Origin of the sequence: Bacillus sp. FSL R9-9497 (assembly GCF_038005805.1) — a bacterium.
In the GTDB taxonomy this organism is placed as follows: Bacteria; Bacillota; Bacilli; order Bacillales; family Bacillaceae_G; genus Bacillus_A; species Bacillus_A cereus.
Window position 1 is genome coordinate 482412 of the sequence record NZ_JBBOTY010000002.1, and the last position, 16810, is coordinate 499221.

Consider the following 16810-nt stretch of genomic DNA (forward strand, 5'->3'; position numbering starts at 1 on the left):
GAGAAGAACTGTTTTAATTGATTGTCACACAAAGAGATTCTAGAGGACGGGAATATTTGTTTTTTTGCAATTTTAATATTGAGGAAAACTTTCCATTTTCAATTGATGAATGTAATAAGCCAGTCGTTCAGGTTTTAGCAAACGAAGAAGAGTAACAAAATTTAAAGGGTAAGATAAAAAAGAAAGTGAGTTTAAATATAAATTTTTCTTGGGAAATTAGTAATAATACGTAAATTTTAAAATTGTTCCAGGCTACCCTCTTATAAGATAGATGTGGTAGAGGAAGAAGAGTGAAGCCGCCATCTCTGGCGGTTGTCACAGACGTTTTTCTTTAAGAGAAAGATAGGTGTAAAACGTAATATCGTAATAACCTTCACCTAAAGAGCTTAACAGCTCGACGGTTCGGTGATGTACTATCAGCTTATCAGTTTCAGTAACAGCCAGCTAAATAATATTGATTATATTTTATGTGAATACTGCCGCATAGCAGGATTCAGCCGAGCAATGGAGCGAAGCGTATTGCTGGCTTATTACGTTAACATGTCTTAAGTGTTATATACGGTACTATGCGGACAGAACAGTAGTAAGTCTATTACATGTTGTAGGGTATGTTAATCTATAAGCCGAAAGCGTCTTTACGGTCACATAACCGATGCACTCGAATTTGGACATCCACAAAAGGCGGAGCACATCTTAAGGATTGAGAAGTTATGGTGAGAATTTACAGAAGCAATTGGCGTAGTATGAAAATCCGTATGAATGATGAAATACTTGGTGTAGCCTGTCCAAAAACGTCACTTCCCAAAATATTCAGGGGTACCGTTTAGTTTTTAATTTACATTCGAAAGCCTAGATGAATCAAGTGTTTGATCAATTGTTTCGGATTTGTTGTAAAGTAAAAATACTTAACAGTATGACATTGGATATATTACATAAAATGAGTGTTGACTACAAAAAAGCCTTACCGTAGTCGGTAAGGGCGAAGCGTTAATTACTAGATTTACCTTGGCAACATGTTCAGACACGTATATTTGAAAAGAACATGGTTATTTACTCCGATGACTGGAAAAACTATTCATTTGGAAATTTGTGAAACTCGTAATGCCACTGGAAGAATTTTGAGTTATTAGCGTTCCACGACAGGAAAGCTCTTCCTTTTAAATGCGCTAATCGTCTTGAAAGATCCTTCGTTATGGTGTGCGAACTATTTTTATCCACAGTGACGATACGGCCGTCGTATCCTACACCTATATACCCTAGCTCGAAAAGTTTGTCACAACCGTTTAAAGTACACATTAGGGTGACGACATTATAGTCTTTTTTTTCCTCCAACGTACAAGCCGCTCTTTTTTTTAATATGACTGCAGACAAGTAAATCTGCACCCATAATTTCCCCGCAGCACGCACATACACCAGTTGGACTATTATTAAGTAGGTACTTTCGAAGGTAAAATTGTTCTAAGCGTCCTGTTTGATTGCGATTTACATCTAAGTCCTCGTTGAATTTTGTTAGCTCGTTTTCAAAGGCGAGTCTCATTTTATAAAGCGTACAAGTGACGGAAAACTTTTTTTAGTGTTTTACAAGCCGGAAGATGATGTTTTAGGCGGTAGTATTAAAGCAAAAACTGAGAGAATGTTACGTAGTCAAAAGTTGTTAGATTTTTGTATTGTGGAAGAAACAGAAGAAACGGCAAGAATCAAAGTGACTGAAGAAAAAGGAGTTTTTGAATTCATTTTGAAAAATAATGAGTTTTATGTGGTAACTGATGAAAAATGTCCGCATTGTGGCGGTTATTTGACTAGTGAAGTTCTTTTAGCAGTTGAACAGGCATTGGCTGAACAAAAGGACAAACTCTAAAAGGGTTTATCTATAAATATATTTATTAAGGGGGATGAAAATGACAATTATTTCAATGTATCGCATAGATGATAGAGCAATTTTTTTATCAGATTTCAGAACTTCTTCAAACGGTAATCAAACTGATGTAGCGTTAAAGTTTATTAATATTGGAGAACATATAGGATTATTTTTTTCTGGGGATGCTAGGTTTTGGGAACGATGCGTAGCTCCTCTTCAAGAAGTAGGAGAATTTGTTACGCTTAATAATGTACTGGAAATGGAAGAACCTTTTTGCAGGGAAATTAGAGAAATATTTTGGGAACAACAGCCTAGCATACGTTCAAGAGCAATTGGATTTGTTATCGATAATGAAACTCAGGAGAATGTATTATTTTCAATTGATGCTTGGCCAGGAACAGGAGTAAGGATAGAACCTATTGAGGAGAATAGTTGTTTAGTTATAGGGTCAGGCTCCTTAATTGATAATTTAGAATCAAGAATTGGTCAACGGATAAGCTACGAAATTGAACAAAATGGAGTTGATTTGTATCATTTAGCTACTAGTATGAGGCAAGAGGTTCAAAGTGCTTTAAATGCATATGGGACAAGCTCATATCGTAAATTAGGAATCTCTCCGTATATGGCACTGCACTCATTAGCGGGTTCTAATTTTATGATAAGAGGAGAACAAATCGAGGGAGAGGTTATTACAGAAGATGATGATTTTAATTACAGTTATTCATTCGAAAGGGATACCGAGACTGATGAAGTCGTATTAGTAGATACTGTGAATGAAGAGAGGATAGTTATAAGTAACATTATGGATTTAGAGAATGTTCTAGATGGTGTTCCTTTTGACCCACAAGGGTTAACAACTGGATTTGACCCTGAGGTAGCTTTTCCAGATAATGAATTTGTTTATCGTTTCCATCAATGGGTAGTAAAAGATGATGATATTATTGGCCCGTTTGTTTATAGAAGTATAACCAAAATCTCATTTGTTATTTTAGATGAAAACACTAACCTTAGAGTTTGTAAGTATAGTGCACCAATTATAAAAGGTGAGGATGAATCATTAGAAGATATAGATTTTTATCCAGACTGTAGAGACCAATACTTTACAGTATCAAATAGTAGAGACGAAGAATTTAACAGAGATTTAGATGAAGAGAATTTGTTCAACCATGAGTGGCTAGCATTATTTATTGATAATTATTATAGTGTTTTTTATACTGCACAATCACAAAGGTGATTTTTGAACAGTTAATATTTAATAAGGGTGTTTGTTTATAAAAGACCACCAAAATATGAAGTGCACCCCAATTGTTAGACTGTGTCTAACAATTGGAGGTGCACTTCAGTTTAAGGAGACTTTTAAAATTTATTTGAACTGTAGTTTTCGTTGGTTTTCGCTACTTTGTGACCAGCAACAATAGATTACTACAAAAATGAATTTCATGGTGCAAAGAAAATTATTAATAAACAGTTGGTGGAATGGGAGCAAAGAGACGTAGAGGATTTAATTTTGAAAAGTAAGTAGTTGATGAAGTAATTAGTAACTTGGAAGAGAAGCTTGACTGAATATAGCATTCTTGGTTAGAAAAATGGATGGGTCTAAATGGCTGCAAGAAAAATTCATTGAAATTGAAGTTAAATAAATATTTAATGACTGTTATAATTAATTTAATTAGAAAATTATAGTAGATTTAGAACTGAGGTGAATTTTTTGGCAGATGTATTTGAAACAGATTCGAGTGGAATACATACATTAGGTGGTTTCTCTTATCAAATAAGAGTCTTTGTATTGTATCTTGTAAAATTAAAATCAAATATGCAGCTAGAATTTGAAACGTATGATGATGTAACTATAAAAGAAACAGATATAGACACACTTGATTCAAATGAAAGTTCCTTTAACCATACTCTCTTTAAGGAAAATAAAATTGAAGCTATTCAAGTAAAGAGAACAAAAATAGATAATGGAACAGCTTTAAAAGTTTTAATGAATTGGATTTTATTAGAGAGTTATAAGAGTAATATTTCCAAATATACCTTAGTGACACCAGAGAGTTATGGCAATAAAAATATTCTATTTAATATGACAGCAGAAGATTTATTCTTAAAAATTGATCAAGAAGAATTAAAAGATAAACCAAGATCTATAATTGGAAAGTTAAAAAAGCAATTTATAAATAATAAGACATTATTTATAGATACATATAAAGCTGTTGAAGGTAAATTTGAATTTAAACCTGTAGAAAATATTGATGATAGCATAATGAAGGCATATGAAGATTTATTTAGAAAAAGAGATGGAGAAGATAAAGAAAAAGTTTATATTTATCGTATTAAAACACTTTTAGAAAAGATAACATATGAAATTTTAGAAAAAATCAATAATCAGCAAGCTTATACTATAAACCGTTCTGAGTTTCTAGAATTAGTTGAAAAGATATCGTGTGAAATTAATGACAAACATGTGGAGCTTGATTACTCACTATATAAAGAAACCAAAAAGGATTTGAATATAAAAGATGAAAAAATAGTTGGTAGTAGGGAGTATATACAGCTCAATGAATGTGAACTTGATTCAAGGGAAATGAAAGATCATCTGATATACATGCTGTACTATAATCGTTATCGTTTAATGATCCTAGGGAGACATAGAGTACAAAAAATTAAATCTATTGAAGATACGACTTATGCTAATTTTTCATCGGTTAAACGAAGATTAAGGCTTGAAAAAAAAGAGCATCCATTTTTTAGACTAGATGGGACTAAAAATGAGTCTAATTCCTATGCTAATAATGAACAAATAAGATGGGGTTCAGCTATTTTCCTGACAAAAGAGAATACGGATGATGATAAAAAAATTTCATGGAAGGATGAGGAATGTGAGTAATTTAAAGCTGCAATCAGAGGTGTTGTTATTAAGCAGCTATTGTAAAATTTTAAATGAATTATTTCATGTCCAAAGAGAGCTAACATTACCTAAAACTGTAGTTTATGCATATTTGATAAAAAAGGAAGATGTAGAAAACTTTAAAATATATAACGCTAAGAATACAAAGGATCTTATGTATAAGAGCTTATCTATACTAGCTGGTGATGAATATTTTTTTTATGAATTGAAATATATAATAATGGCTATAGATTTATTAGTGAAAAATGATATTTTAAATTTTGGAAATGGCATACTTCATGGATTAAAAGATAAGTATAGTAGCGGGGAGTTTGAAAGTAACACGTTTTTAATAAAAGCTATTAAAGAAAGTGAGAAGATATCAGATAAACAATTTTTGAAGGAGGTTCTATCCAGTGTTTAAAATTATCGAATTACAAATATATTCTCCTAGTAATGAATGTTTCACTTATGAGTTTAAAACAGGGATAAATTACTTTAAAGGTGGAAACAGTACCGGTAAAACAGAGTTTTATAAATTTATTGATTTTATGTTAGGCTCTTCTGAAGATATTTCTAAAAAAGTATGGTATAAAGATTCCTTTGAAAAAGCTTTAATGATTTTTGAATATAAAAAGATTAAATATAGTGTTGTAAGAACATTGGATAAAGAAAAAAATTATTTTTATTATCACAAGGATTCTTTTGACGAAAAGGATTATATAAATTTAAAAGAGTATAAAGAAAAGCTAAACGCAGTTTTTGCAAACGACGATATACTCAAGGAATTAAAACAATTTACTAATGAGCATTTGACTTTTAGGACATTTACTATGTTTAATTTTTTGGGAGAAAAAGGACAAGGATTAACATATAATTTTTTAGATAAATGTAGAGATGTAAAATATTATACAAAGTTGAGTTCGGTATTAAATTACATATTTAATAAGAATATTGAAAAAATATTTTTATTACAAGATCAAATAAAAATTCTTCAAAAGGATATGGCCAAGCTTAAAGAAAAGGCTTCTAAATATTCTTTTATTAAATCCCAAGTTAATAATAATTTAAAAAAATTAAGCTCTACTAGAATTTATAATGGTAAAAATACATCGGAAGTTTTAGCGTTTATCAAAGAGTATAAACAATTAAATGTTAAAAAAAACCAATCAAATCTAAAGTTATATCAGAATTAGAAGCTTCTTATAGTGAGATTGATGAACAAATAAAGATTTATGAGAATAGACAGCATGATTCTAAGGAAATGCTTAAAGAATATGAAAATAGGAAAGTGATGTTACAAGTATTAAACGAATTATTAAATGATAATAAAGAGTTAACGTACTTAACGAAGCCTTTAACTGAACTTTTAGAAGAAATGGATGATGCGATATCATTTTCTAAATATTTAATTAAAGATGAGGCTATCTTAAAATTGAAGGATAAAAGGGAAAAATTGAAAAAACAATTACAGGGTAATGAATCTAGATTTCAAATTTTTTCAGTTGATGAAAAAATCAAAGCGATAATGCTGATCGAAGAATATCTTAGTGATGATGTATATGATGTTGATAAAGAATTACAAATCAAGACCCAAAAAATTAAAACTTTAAAGGAAGATTTGAAAAATCTTCAAAATGCAGATGATATTAAAAAAATCGATCAATTTTCTAACTATATAACAGAACTTTATAAATCAGCATATGGAGTTTCGGAGATAGTAAATACAGATGTAAATGAAAAAGGATTCAGGATCAAATATATTAAAAGGGGTAATGTACTACAGTCTAGAAAGAAGGTGAAAAATAAGGATAAACTAGAAGAAGTAAATTATGTTATGGGAAGTATGGCAAGACATACGCTAGTTCAATTATGCGGATATTTAGCCTTTATAAAACTTTTGATCTGTGAAGAACGAACACCAATAATCCCAATTTTGGTTCTTGATCATATTTCAAAGCCTTTTGATAAAGAAAATATAAGTTCGATAGGAACAATTATTTCAAAATTTTATGAAGACGTTTCAAAAGAAGATGTGCAAATATTTATATTTGATGATAAAAAATACGAAGAGCTGGGGTTAAATGTGGATAAGTTTGATGAGCTAAATTATGAAAATAAAACTGGATTTAATCCTTTTTATATGGGAAAAGAAAGTAATAAATAGTTTATGCGACTATTTATTATTTTCTTTGTTATTTGTCATGCATATTTAACAATAAGTTATTTATTATAGTATTATTTTTTTCCTTCAATAATCATATAGTAACTCGGTAACTTCGGATCTAGACGCTCTTTGAAATATGCAATAACCTTTTTCGTATCATTAATGAATCCCTTCTATTTGAAGTCGTATTCCATTAACGGGTAGCACCAGTTAAATAGGGAGCAAACCAAAGAATATAAAAGTCCTTTGTTTTTGATAAAAAATCAATAATATTGTTTACCAGAGTCTCTCTATAAAATCATAATGATAAAAGAAGGTTACAAGACTACTTTTATAGAGGTCAGTAAGCGAAGCGTGGTAGGAATAGCTTAATTATACTAGTGGCCTACTAATTTTATTCAAAAGGCTAATAATTAAGCATTAGAGACTATGTATATAGCTTTTTATAAGAAAAAATGATAATTAAATGTAATTAAGGGGGATTATTAGACTGTGTAATAATCCCCCTTGAAAAATTTAGATGTATGATTGAATATAAAAATATTGTATCTGTATTTAAGGAGAATTTTATTGATACAGTACCTTAATTAGATTAAGGATTTTTTGTTTATCGGAATCTGTTAGAACTGGTCCGTTAAAATTAAGTTTTATATTTGAATTTAATAGTTCTTCAATATTTAAATTGTTATTAAAGAATTGAACTACTATATCGTCTCCATAAGTTTCTGCAAAGTTTTGAACTAATGTACTGATTGCCATTGTCCCTGTAAGATAGTTAGCTATTTCTTCTTTAAAAGAATTGAAATTTAAGAGGAGAGTGACCAAATGGTGACCAGTTTAGAATTTTTAAGGTATTTGGGAGTGTTTATCTTATAATAAAAGAAGCCTCAAACCCTTTTAAATAATCTATTCTTCTCTTTGTAATATAAACTCCCAAAACTTTTTTAATTCCTCACGTTTTTGAGGAGTCGCATTGCTTATATCTTTAAACCATTGATAAAGGTCAGGATCTTGTATGTCTGTAACTTGTCTTATTTTAGTTGTACCGAGGAGGTAATCAATTGATACTTCAAAGAAAGTGGCTAATTTTATCAATGTATCATAATCGGGTTCACGATTTCCTTGTTCATACATTGCATATGTAGTTCGAGCGATCCCTAGTTGTTTTGCCATGTCTTCTTGACGCAGTTTGCGTTCTTTTCGAAGAGTGTGTAGTCTTGTGCCAAACATATGCTACCTCCTTTTAGATGTTTTCTATATCAATTATAACGTCACAATATGTAACATTTAATAAAGTACACGAAATGTGTAAAAAATGTTGAATTTATAATTATTTTCATGTAATGTGATTGTTATATACACATTTTGTGACAATGAAAGGAGGGGAACAATGAGGTTATGGTTATTGGAAAAACGAAAATATAGAGAGAAAACACAGGATTATATTGCATATAAGGCAAGAATATCTAGAAGTATGTATGCAATGATTGAAAGTGGTGAAAGAAATCCAAGTGTTTCTGTCGCAAAGAATATAGCTAAGGTACTAAATTTTGATTGGACTCTTTTTTTTGAAGAATAATGTCACGTTTTGTGTAATTCAAAACATGATAAGTTATGTTTCTATATTGTTTTCCTAAAACGAAATAAATTATTAGTTATTTTTAAGAAAATATTAGATAAGGGGAGTGTTTAATATGAATATGAAAACATTTGAAATGCGTGAAAAGCGATTAGCGGAACTACTAGGTGCAAAAGTACTATGGGAATTTATAAGTGCTGTAACAGAGGAAATTGAAAAGCAGGAATTAGAGTCTACACCTGGTTTATTAGAAGACCTATTCATACATGTGAAAGAAACTATTCAAATTCAAAATATGAATCAACGCATAAAAAAAGCCCCTATAAAAACAGAGGCTGATGGTATAGATAAAGAGACATTATATATGGAAGCATATGTAGAGTTAATTAATCATAAGTTTGTTATTTCTGAATTAGCTGTAGAGCTTTCATCTGTACTAAAAGAATTAAATTGTTTTGTTCAATCATCTTTGCCACTGCTTCAAAGTGAGCTTGATTCTCAAGAACCTCAATCTGCTTCTCTTTAGGGAGTGATTGAAGTATTCTTTACACTCATATATGTTATTGCCGGAGTCTTGGATTAATTTATTATATAGTATGGGTAGGAAATGGATTCGATAGTTTACAATGAATTATATTTTGCCATTTGCTGGCGTCTGATACAAATAAGACAGTAATTTTCGGAAGTAGTGTGATGTCGTTGTATATAGTGTGGGAAACTTTAAACGATCAATTTCGTCAATAATGATGAGATCAATCCTAAATTCATCTGCTTTTTTAAAAGAATTTGTCCAACTATTTTCATAATTATCTCTTATTGCTAGATAACTATCTTTAGACATTTGAAGGCTGAAGCATGTATGAATAATCATGTTATATAACATGATTTGTTTAGCGATTTAATTTTTAAATTTAAAAGAAAGCTAAAATTTGTTGAAGTGAAGCCATTAACTAATTATAAGTTATAAATTTGAATAGTTGCTACAGTCATATAATCCTATATGGTATAATTTTCTATAAAAATATTGGAAAGGGTTTAAGCGATGGGGCAATTACAAAGTAATTTTCAAACGGCAGAACAAATCGCAACGCAAATGAGGCATGCTTCTGATACTATCCAGAGTGCGATAAATCGTTCTATTACTAAGGCGAATCGTACTATGCTAACTGTTAATTCCAAAGCACAAGAAGCAAATCAGCAAGCTTTAGATTTAATGAAACAATTTTGTACCGCCTTTCAACAGGCAGTCGATAATATTCATTCGGTAGCTAACGAATTTGAGAGAATGGATAACGAACTTCAAAATACTTTTCGCTAATGTGACCACCTTCGTAAAGGTAAAACGGTAGGAGGAAAAAGATGAGTCAAGGTATTGAAAACCAAATCAAACAATTAAATCAAAGGTTACGAAGTGTATCTGAAGAACAGGACCGAAATCAATCCACAATTCAAACTCAAGAGCAAGCAGAAGAGGGCTTTTATGAATGGAAAAATCAAAATCGTCGTTTGTTTAATCGAATTTTAGAAACTTGGCATGGAGATAGAGAATTATCTCATTTTTTTATAAATGTCTATAAAGAAGCACAACACATTGAGCGGAAACTTACATTTGAATTCGAAAACAAAAAAGAAGCGTTACTTAAAGAAAGACGAGATCTTAGTGATTTAGAAAATGAGCTTTCCTATCAGCAACAACAATTAGCAAAGGGGGGCAATGCATGAGTTTAAATATGTATTTGGGAGAAGTACAGAACCAGACTCAAAGCATGAATGCTGTATGTATGGCTACCATTCAAGGGATGGAACACGCCATTCAGTCGATTGACGCTTTTGCAAGTGATACTGTTTTACAAGGTCAAACTTACGAAAGTGCAAGAACATTCTTTGTCCAAACCTTTCGCCCTTTGGCTCAAGGAATTATTTTTTTATGTGAAGAGTTAATTCGTCAGAATAATGCTTTTCCCAATGATTTCGAATCACAGGTAGCTTCAACTGATGTCATTGAACAAGAGTTGCTAGAACAAATTCGAGAAATTGACCGAATGAAAGCAAGTATGGAAGCCATCAATCAAGCTATGCCAATCCCGGGTATGGAAGCTATGGCGAATCTTTTTACTGTCATGAGGAAAAAACTGCAAAAAAAGCTAGATCATCTACATGAATTTAATCAAACATCTAGTAATAACTATAGTACAGCAATTCAATTAGCTGCTAGCATTGCTACTGGCCTGGCAGAAGTACAGAGTGGAAAAGGATTTAATCCTGCAAGCGGCACATTTAGTACGAGAGAATTAAATATGGAATGGCTAACACCTATTCAAGAAATTATGTATGAACAAGCTATTCAAGATCAAATCGAAGAAATGGATTTAATAGAAAAACAAGTGGCTTTAAGGGCTCAGGAAGATAATAGATCATGGTATGAAAAAACAGCTATTGGTGCTTGGGAGTATTTGAATGGTGTTATCGAATTTTTTCAAGGTGCTGGTAGTGCAGCAGCGGAAAACTTTATTGGACTTAAAACGCCTGATAATGATAAATTAGAAAGCAAGATAACTTATCAAGCTGGAAGGCTTACTGGAAATGCTTTATCGATGGTAGGATCTGTTATAGAAATTTTTGAAGGTATTTCACTTATAGGTGGCTCTAATTTCTTAACCATCGTGGCGGAAATAGGAACCGGTGGATTGGCATCACCAATTGTTCTTCCATTAAATGGAGTTGCTACAGTAGCTGGTGCTGGTGTGGTTGGACATGGTGGATTTGTTTTACATAAATCAATTCAAAATGCTAAGGATACTCTTCAAAAATTCCAGTCTTCTTCAAATGGATCTGCTAGTACTATAAAAAAATCGTCACCTAAAAAAGTTAAAAGTTTAAGAGAACAATATTTAGGAAAGACACCTGGAAAGAAATCAAGAACTGGCCGTGAAGTAATAGAAAAAATGAAAAATGAAAATCCACCAAGAATTAGGACAACACGTGCCGGTAAAATGCAATTTAAGGCAAGTGATGGAGTGTGGTATGATCTTAGTAAATCAGATATGGCTCATCTAACCGATGCTGTCTCGTGGTGGAATAGTATTGGTAGGCATTATGGAGCAAAGTCTAAGGAAGTTAGAAAATGGATGCTAGATTCTGTTAATTATGAATTGGATCATTTTAGTTTAAATAGATCAGCAGGCGCTAAATTAGGTGAGAGATATTTGCCACCAACTAAAAAATAATTGGAGGTAAAGGGAATTGGAACTAGATGACAAAATATACAATCAAATTGTACAACTATGTGAAGAGGGAGATATTCTATTTGAAGTAGAACAATTTGATCAAGCACTGGAGAAATATTTAGTGGCTTTAGATATGGTGCCAGCACCAAAGACTAATTGGGAAGCAAGTACTTGGTTATATACAGTAATAGGCGACACTTATCTTATTAAAGATGACTATGAAATGGCAAAAAGTAATTTTTATAATGCTTTAAACTGTCCAGACGGTATTTCGAATCCATTGATTTTATTGAGACTTGGAGAGAGCTTGTTCGAATGTGGAGAACTTGAAAAAGCTAAGGAATATTTATTAAAAGCATACATGCTAGAAGGTTACAAGATATTTTTTGAAGAAGATGATAAATATTTTGACTTGATTAAAGACATTATTTAAGGAGGAGCAAAATGGCTATATTACAATCACCTTTAAAAGAGAAATTCGAAAGTCTCGTTAATCAGAGTAATGATGAATTTGATAAAGGTAATCATAATGAGTCTATTACATTATTAGAAGAGGCTTGGAGTGTATTGCCTAATCCGAAAGGTATTTATAATGAAAGTTTTGATTTAGTGAATGATATTATTGATACTTGTTTTATTGTAAAGGATTTTAAGACAGCAAAAAAATGGTCAGATAAAATGTTTTTAACCGGATTTATGCGTATTGATACAGGTGAAAAAGAATTTATTTCGGGAAAAGTTGCGTATGAATTGGGTAATTTAGAAATAGCAAAAGAGTTTTTCAACTTTGCTAACAAAAAATCAGAAGGAAGATGTTTTGAAGATGAGGATGTTAAGTACCTTAAATTCTTCAAAAGTTAAGAGTGTAGGCTAGGTGGTAGATAGCTAAACATTTTATGTATGACGAAGATGAAGAATAATTGAAATATAGGCGTGAACCTCGGTTCACGTCTTTTTTGCGAGTTTTTTCAGTTTCTCCGCTACAAAATCGACTTAGGGTTAGATTTAATAGTGTGAGAGATGAGAGTAGTAGCTGATCATCTTTCGACCGGCGCTTCTTCCAAGATATACGAATGAGAAGTTTTGAAGCTTTTTTGAAATTAACGTTACGAAGCAATTCAGGGGTCAGATTTATACGTAGGAAAAAGAATTGAATAATAATCGGAGGTAGTTACTATTGAAAAATCAATATCGTGAACTGTAAGTGACAGCACTTTGCTGATACGCAAGAATGTGTCTATAAAAGATTCATAATAACGTAATCTTGAAAATCGTTATAGCTTCATTTATTTGGAGCATCAAGTAAACGTCGTAATTCATCAACTGTAAGTATAGCAATCTCCTCTTGTGGTTCGTCGGTTTGATTAAGCGCGGACACTTAGATGAAATCGGTGTCTGCATTACGGAATAAAGGACCAGATGTGAACGCATGATAGCGTGGATGGCAGTTACATTCGCAGTTGCATTTCTGGTGGTGGTTACGTTTCTTCCAATTAACTTGTGTATCAATAAATATTCCAACGTACGATGATGAAGGAAATGCAATTTTAATCGTTAAGCAAATGTATTTTATTCCGGAGTTTGGAATCGAAGACAAAGAGCAGTAAAGAAACGTTCCGTATAGAGCATTAGCTGAAAAAGGTTTTGTAACAATTTGTCCTGGGAAAACAGTTGATGAAGAGATGATCAATCAATATGTGGAATAGGTATTTGAGAATTTTGATTTACGTCAAATAAACTATAATCCAGCATTTGCTGAAAAACTCATTGAAAAGTGGGAGATGCTTGGTATTCAATGTGTGGAAGTTCCGCAGTATCCAACTCACATGAATGAATCATTTGATGACTTTGAAATTTTATTACTCCAGGATCGAATTAAAACAGATAATCCTTTACTTATTTTCTGTGTAAGTAACGCAAAAATAATTACAAATATAAATAATTTAAAAACACCCTCTAAACGTAAATCACCAGAACATATTGATGGATTCGTGGCCATGTTAATTGGCCATAAAGAAACATTGAATATGATGGAGGATACTATCCCAGATGAAGATTACGATGAATATTTAGATGGGGTTTATAGGTAAAATAAGCAAAGTTAAAAAATAGTGTTAATTTTTTCATTAAACTGATATCTAAGTTAAGGATAGACATAGTATATATTGAGCTTTTAGTTCTTAAACATAGCATTCAAAATATATTTGTAATATGAAGTTTTTACTAATATCTTTTTGATTGGAGTGGCACATAAGGAGGAGTTTAAATGGCTAACGTGCAGGGCACTTCTAATGATCCAAATGTTGCGGCGGTTTTTGGAGATAGTACTGGTGGACCGGCAGTTTGGGGCAACCACAAATTGAATCATCCGAATGCTTCTGGTGTGTATGGAACTAGTCAATACGGAGTTGGTGTCTGGGGCAAAGGTGGAAGATTAGCAGGTATGTTTGAGGGTGATGTTGAGGTTGCTAATGGTAGAGTCTGGGCTAATAATACAGTTAATCATCCAAATGCTTCTGCTGTGTTGGGAACTAGTCAATATGGAGTTGGCGTCTGGGGCAAAGGTAAAGTTACAGGTACTTTTGGAGAAGGCGAAATCTACGGTGTCTATGGTCGAACAGTAAATGAAGGAGTTAGTGTACATGCTGGTGTATTTGGTGAAAGTAAAGATGGTTATGGAGTAATGGGTAAAAGTAATAATATTGCAATTTCAGCAGAAAGTACTCAAAATACAGCTCTTGTTGCTACAACTCGAGGTAGGGATATACCAGCTTTAATTGTTAATCAGTGGGGAACTGGAAATATTATTATTGGAAGAGATAATAGAAATGCTGAAGTTTTTAGAGTCTTAAATAGTGGTGACGTTCAAGTTCGAGGGATTACGCTTACTTGTGACAAGAATGAAAAAGAAAACTTCTTAAATGTCAATACACTTGAAATATTGGATAATCTAATGAGTATGTCAATTCAATCTTGGAATTATAAAGCCGATCCAAATAACATACGTCACATGGGTCCAACAGCTCAGGATTTCCAAGCTGCCTTTGGGTTAAATGGAGATGATGATGTACAGATCTCAGCCATAGATATACAAGGCGTAGCATTAGCGGCTATTCAAGGTTTAAACAAAAAACTCAAGGCTGAAAATGATGAGTTACATAAGAAATTAGCTAACCTCGAGGCACGCCTTTCAGCTCTTGAATTTAAGGACTAAGTCGAAGGGATTAATTATAAGGACCAAAAATGGTCCTTTTTTGATGAAATATCTACATTGTAATTTAGTAAAGCTTATTTTAAGAAAAACCCCTAATTTCGTAACGATTGTGTGTGAAAATAAAAATTCACTTTATCAATTTGTTTTTTTTCTTATTTACTTAACCAAATAATAGTGGCTTTAAATTCTTTTTACCAATGATGCTTTCTGCATGCATTTTGACAGTACCAAGGGCTATGTCCATTTCTTATACATTGAATATAGCAATTTGGGTTTATTGAAATTATTGTTGGTGGGGAGTAGTATCCGGAAGAAAAAGACATGCCTTGAGCTGCGATAGGTACGTATGGTGTTGATATTGAGTGAGGGAAGTGTTCGTAATAATTAGAGGTCGATGGATGCATATTACATATAGTTTCACATTCAAACCTGTTTCCACCTTTCATAATACAATCCCAGATACATTCTTCAGATGGTTGACGATACAAAGACAATCACTCCTTATCTTAATCTTGTTTTCCACAATATTATATTTAGCTGTATACTTTTGGGGAAATTGTCCATGCATAATTGTCTAACATACATAGCAAAGCTTAAATTTAAAATAGGAACAAAACTACTTTAACGGATCCAGAAACGTTCGTTAATAGAAAGGCGGTGAGAAATTGGGTTTAAGAGATAGGTTTTCGAATTTTTTATTTAAACAAGCTGAAAAGCGCGGTTTGTTCGAAGATATTTTTAATAATACTGTTCGATATGGCGGTAGATATGCAGGCGATGATAATATCTTGGAATCTAGTGATGTTTATGAATTGCTACAAGATATAAGTAATCAAATGATGTTGGCTGAGATTGTTGTGGAAGATAAAGACGGTAAGGAAATTAAAAATGATTCAGTTCTCAAGGTTTTAAAGAATCCAAACAATTATCTTACACAGTCTGAATTCATTAAGTTAATGACTAATATCTATTTACTTCAAGGTGAGGTCTTTCCGGTATTGGATGGTAACCAATTACATTTAGCATCTAATGTTTATACAGAATTGGATGATAGATTAATAGAACATTTCAAAGTGAATGGAGAAGAAATTCCATCGTTTATGATTCGACATGTGAAGAATATTGGTGCCGATCATCTAAAAGGTACAGGCATTCTTGATTTAGGTAAAGATACACTTGAAGGTGTTATGTCAGCTGAGAAAACTTTAACTGACAAGTATAAAAAAGGTGGATTACTAGCATTTTTACTTAAGTTAGATGCTCATATTAATCCACAGAACGGTGCACAGTCCAAATTAATTAAAAAGATTTTAGATCAATTGGAATCCATCGATGATGCAAGGTCAGTTAAAATGATTCCACTTGGAAAAGGATATTCAATAGAGACGCTTAAAAGCCCGCTAGACGATGAAAAACCCTTAGCGTATCTAAATGTATACAAAAAGGATTTAGGTAAGTTTTTAGGCGTAAATGTGGACATATACACGGACTTGATTAAGGAAGACCTCGAGCAAGCAATGGTGTATTTGCATCAAAAGGCAGTTAGACCGATAATGAAAAATTTTGAAGACCATTTGAGTCTTCTTTTTTTCGGCAAAAATTCTGACAAACGTATTAAATTCAAGATAAATATCCTTGATTTTGTTACTTATAGCGTGAAAATAAACATTGCTTACAACATTGTTCGGACAGGAATTACATCGCCAGATAATGTTGGGATATGCTTGGATTCCCTATGAAAAATACACCTGAATCACAAGCGATTTAAATTTCAAATGACTTATCAAAAATTGGTGAGAAACAAGCTACAGATGATTCACTGAAGGGAGGTGATGGAAATGGTAAGGACCAAAGGAAACACGGACATTTGACATTACCAAA

General features: G+C 32.1%; 16 protein-coding genes and 2 pseudogenes. 17 read left to right on the forward strand and 1 reads right to left on the reverse strand.

What is annotated here, in order from left to right:
• The first annotated feature begins 1573 nt into the window (after positions 1 to 1573).
• The 6 genes from MKY21_RS29870 (at position 1574) to MKY21_RS29895 (ending at position 6909) form a co-directional block, all read left to right on the forward strand.
• Positions 1574 to 1858: a hypothetical protein gene (locus MKY21_RS29870; RefSeq protein WP_341078363.1), complete on the forward strand. Its 285-nt coding sequence runs from the start codon at positions 1574 to 1576 to the stop codon at positions 1856 to 1858.
• Between the two features lie 40 nt (positions 1859 to 1898).
• Entirely contained in the window at positions 1899 to 3092 is a 1194-nt protein-coding gene (locus tag MKY21_RS29875) for a hypothetical protein (RefSeq protein ID WP_341078365.1), read from the forward strand.
• Between the two features lie 474 nt (positions 3093 to 3566).
• Positions 3567 to 4742: a hypothetical protein gene (locus MKY21_RS29880; RefSeq protein ID WP_341078367.1), complete on the forward strand. Its 1176-nt coding sequence runs from the start codon at positions 3567 to 3569 to the stop codon at positions 4740 to 4742.
• On the forward strand, positions 4735 to 5166 hold the full coding sequence (locus MKY21_RS29885; protein WP_341078369.1) for a hypothetical protein: 432 nt from the start codon (positions 4735 to 4737) through the stop codon (positions 5164 to 5166). Before MKY21_RS29880 ends, MKY21_RS29885 begins: the two co-directional genes overlap by 8 nt.
• A complete protein-coding gene (locus MKY21_RS29890) occupies positions 5159 to 5938 on the forward strand; it encodes a hypothetical protein (RefSeq protein WP_341078372.1) in 780 nt (259 codons plus the stop codon). Before MKY21_RS29885 ends, MKY21_RS29890 begins: the two co-directional genes overlap by 8 nt.
• A 98-nt stretch (positions 5939 to 6036) precedes the next feature.
• A complete protein-coding gene (locus tag MKY21_RS29895) occupies positions 6037 to 6909 on the forward strand; it encodes a hypothetical protein (protein ID WP_341078375.1) in 873 nt (290 codons plus the stop codon).
• A 906-nt stretch (positions 6910 to 7815) separates the two neighbouring features.
• Here the strand turns inward: MKY21_RS29895 and MKY21_RS29900 are convergent.
• On the reverse strand, positions 7816 to 8139 hold the full coding sequence (locus MKY21_RS29900; protein ID WP_341078377.1) for a helix-turn-helix domain-containing protein: 324 nt from the start codon (positions 8137 to 8139) through the stop codon (positions 7816 to 7818).
• Between the two features lie 160 nt (positions 8140 to 8299).
• On the opposite strand from MKY21_RS29900, the gene MKY21_RS29905 reads away from it, so the two are divergent.
• From MKY21_RS29905 to MKY21_RS29955, 11 genes and pseudogenes are all read left to right on the forward strand, one after another.
• The gene (locus MKY21_RS29905) at positions 8300 to 8488 is read left to right on the forward strand and encodes a helix-turn-helix transcriptional regulator (protein ID WP_341078380.1); all 189 of its coding nucleotides are present in this window, start codon (positions 8300 to 8302) and stop codon (positions 8486 to 8488) included.
• 115 nt (positions 8489 to 8603) lie between these two features.
• Entirely contained in the window at positions 8604 to 9014 is a 411-nt protein-coding gene (locus MKY21_RS29910) for a hypothetical protein (protein ID WP_341078382.1), read from the forward strand.
• A gap of 516 nt (positions 9015 to 9530) precedes the next feature.
• Positions 9531 to 9806, forward strand: a complete 276-nt coding sequence (locus MKY21_RS29915) for a TIGR04197 family type VII secretion effector (RefSeq protein WP_087947920.1) — start codon at positions 9531 to 9533, stop codon at positions 9804 to 9806.
• Between the two features lie 41 nt (positions 9807 to 9847).
• A complete protein-coding gene (locus MKY21_RS29920) occupies positions 9848 to 10210 on the forward strand; it encodes a DUF3958 family protein (RefSeq protein WP_087947921.1) in 363 nt (120 codons plus the stop codon).
• Positions 10207 to 11715: a T7SS effector LXG polymorphic toxin gene (locus tag MKY21_RS29925; RefSeq protein ID WP_087947922.1), complete on the forward strand. Its 1509-nt coding sequence runs from the start codon at positions 10207 to 10209 to the stop codon at positions 11713 to 11715. The genes MKY21_RS29920 and MKY21_RS29925 overlap by 4 nt, the downstream gene beginning before the upstream one ends.
• A gap of 16 nt (positions 11716 to 11731) precedes the next feature.
• Positions 11732 to 12148 carry a tetratricopeptide repeat protein gene (locus tag MKY21_RS29930; protein ID WP_016083030.1) on the forward strand — a complete coding sequence of 139 codons (417 nt, stop codon included), beginning with the start codon at positions 11732 to 11734 and terminating at the stop codon, positions 12146 to 12148.
• Between the two features lie 11 nt (positions 12149 to 12159).
• Positions 12160 to 12576: a hypothetical protein gene (locus MKY21_RS29935; RefSeq protein ID WP_087947923.1), complete on the forward strand. Its 417-nt coding sequence runs from the start codon at positions 12160 to 12162 to the stop codon at positions 12574 to 12576.
• A 599-nt stretch (positions 12577 to 13175) separates the two neighbouring features.
• A complete protein-coding gene (locus tag MKY21_RS29940; RefSeq protein ID WP_341078387.1) occupies positions 13176 to 13322 on the forward strand; it encodes a hypothetical protein in 147 nt (48 codons plus the stop codon).
• A 120-nt stretch (positions 13323 to 13442) separates the two neighbouring features.
• Positions 13443 to 13805 (forward strand): annotated as a pseudogene (locus MKY21_RS29945) (terminase TerL endonuclease subunit); the annotation flags it as partial.
• A 176-nt stretch (positions 13806 to 13981) separates the two neighbouring features.
• Positions 13982 to 14929, forward strand: a complete 948-nt coding sequence (locus MKY21_RS29950; RefSeq protein WP_087947924.1) for a tail fiber domain-containing protein — start codon at positions 13982 to 13984, stop codon at positions 14927 to 14929.
• Positions 14930 to 15594: 665 nt separating this feature from the next.
• Positions 15595 to 16800 (forward strand): annotated as a pseudogene (locus MKY21_RS29955) (phage portal protein).
• Positions 16801 to 16810: the final 10 nt, after the last annotated feature.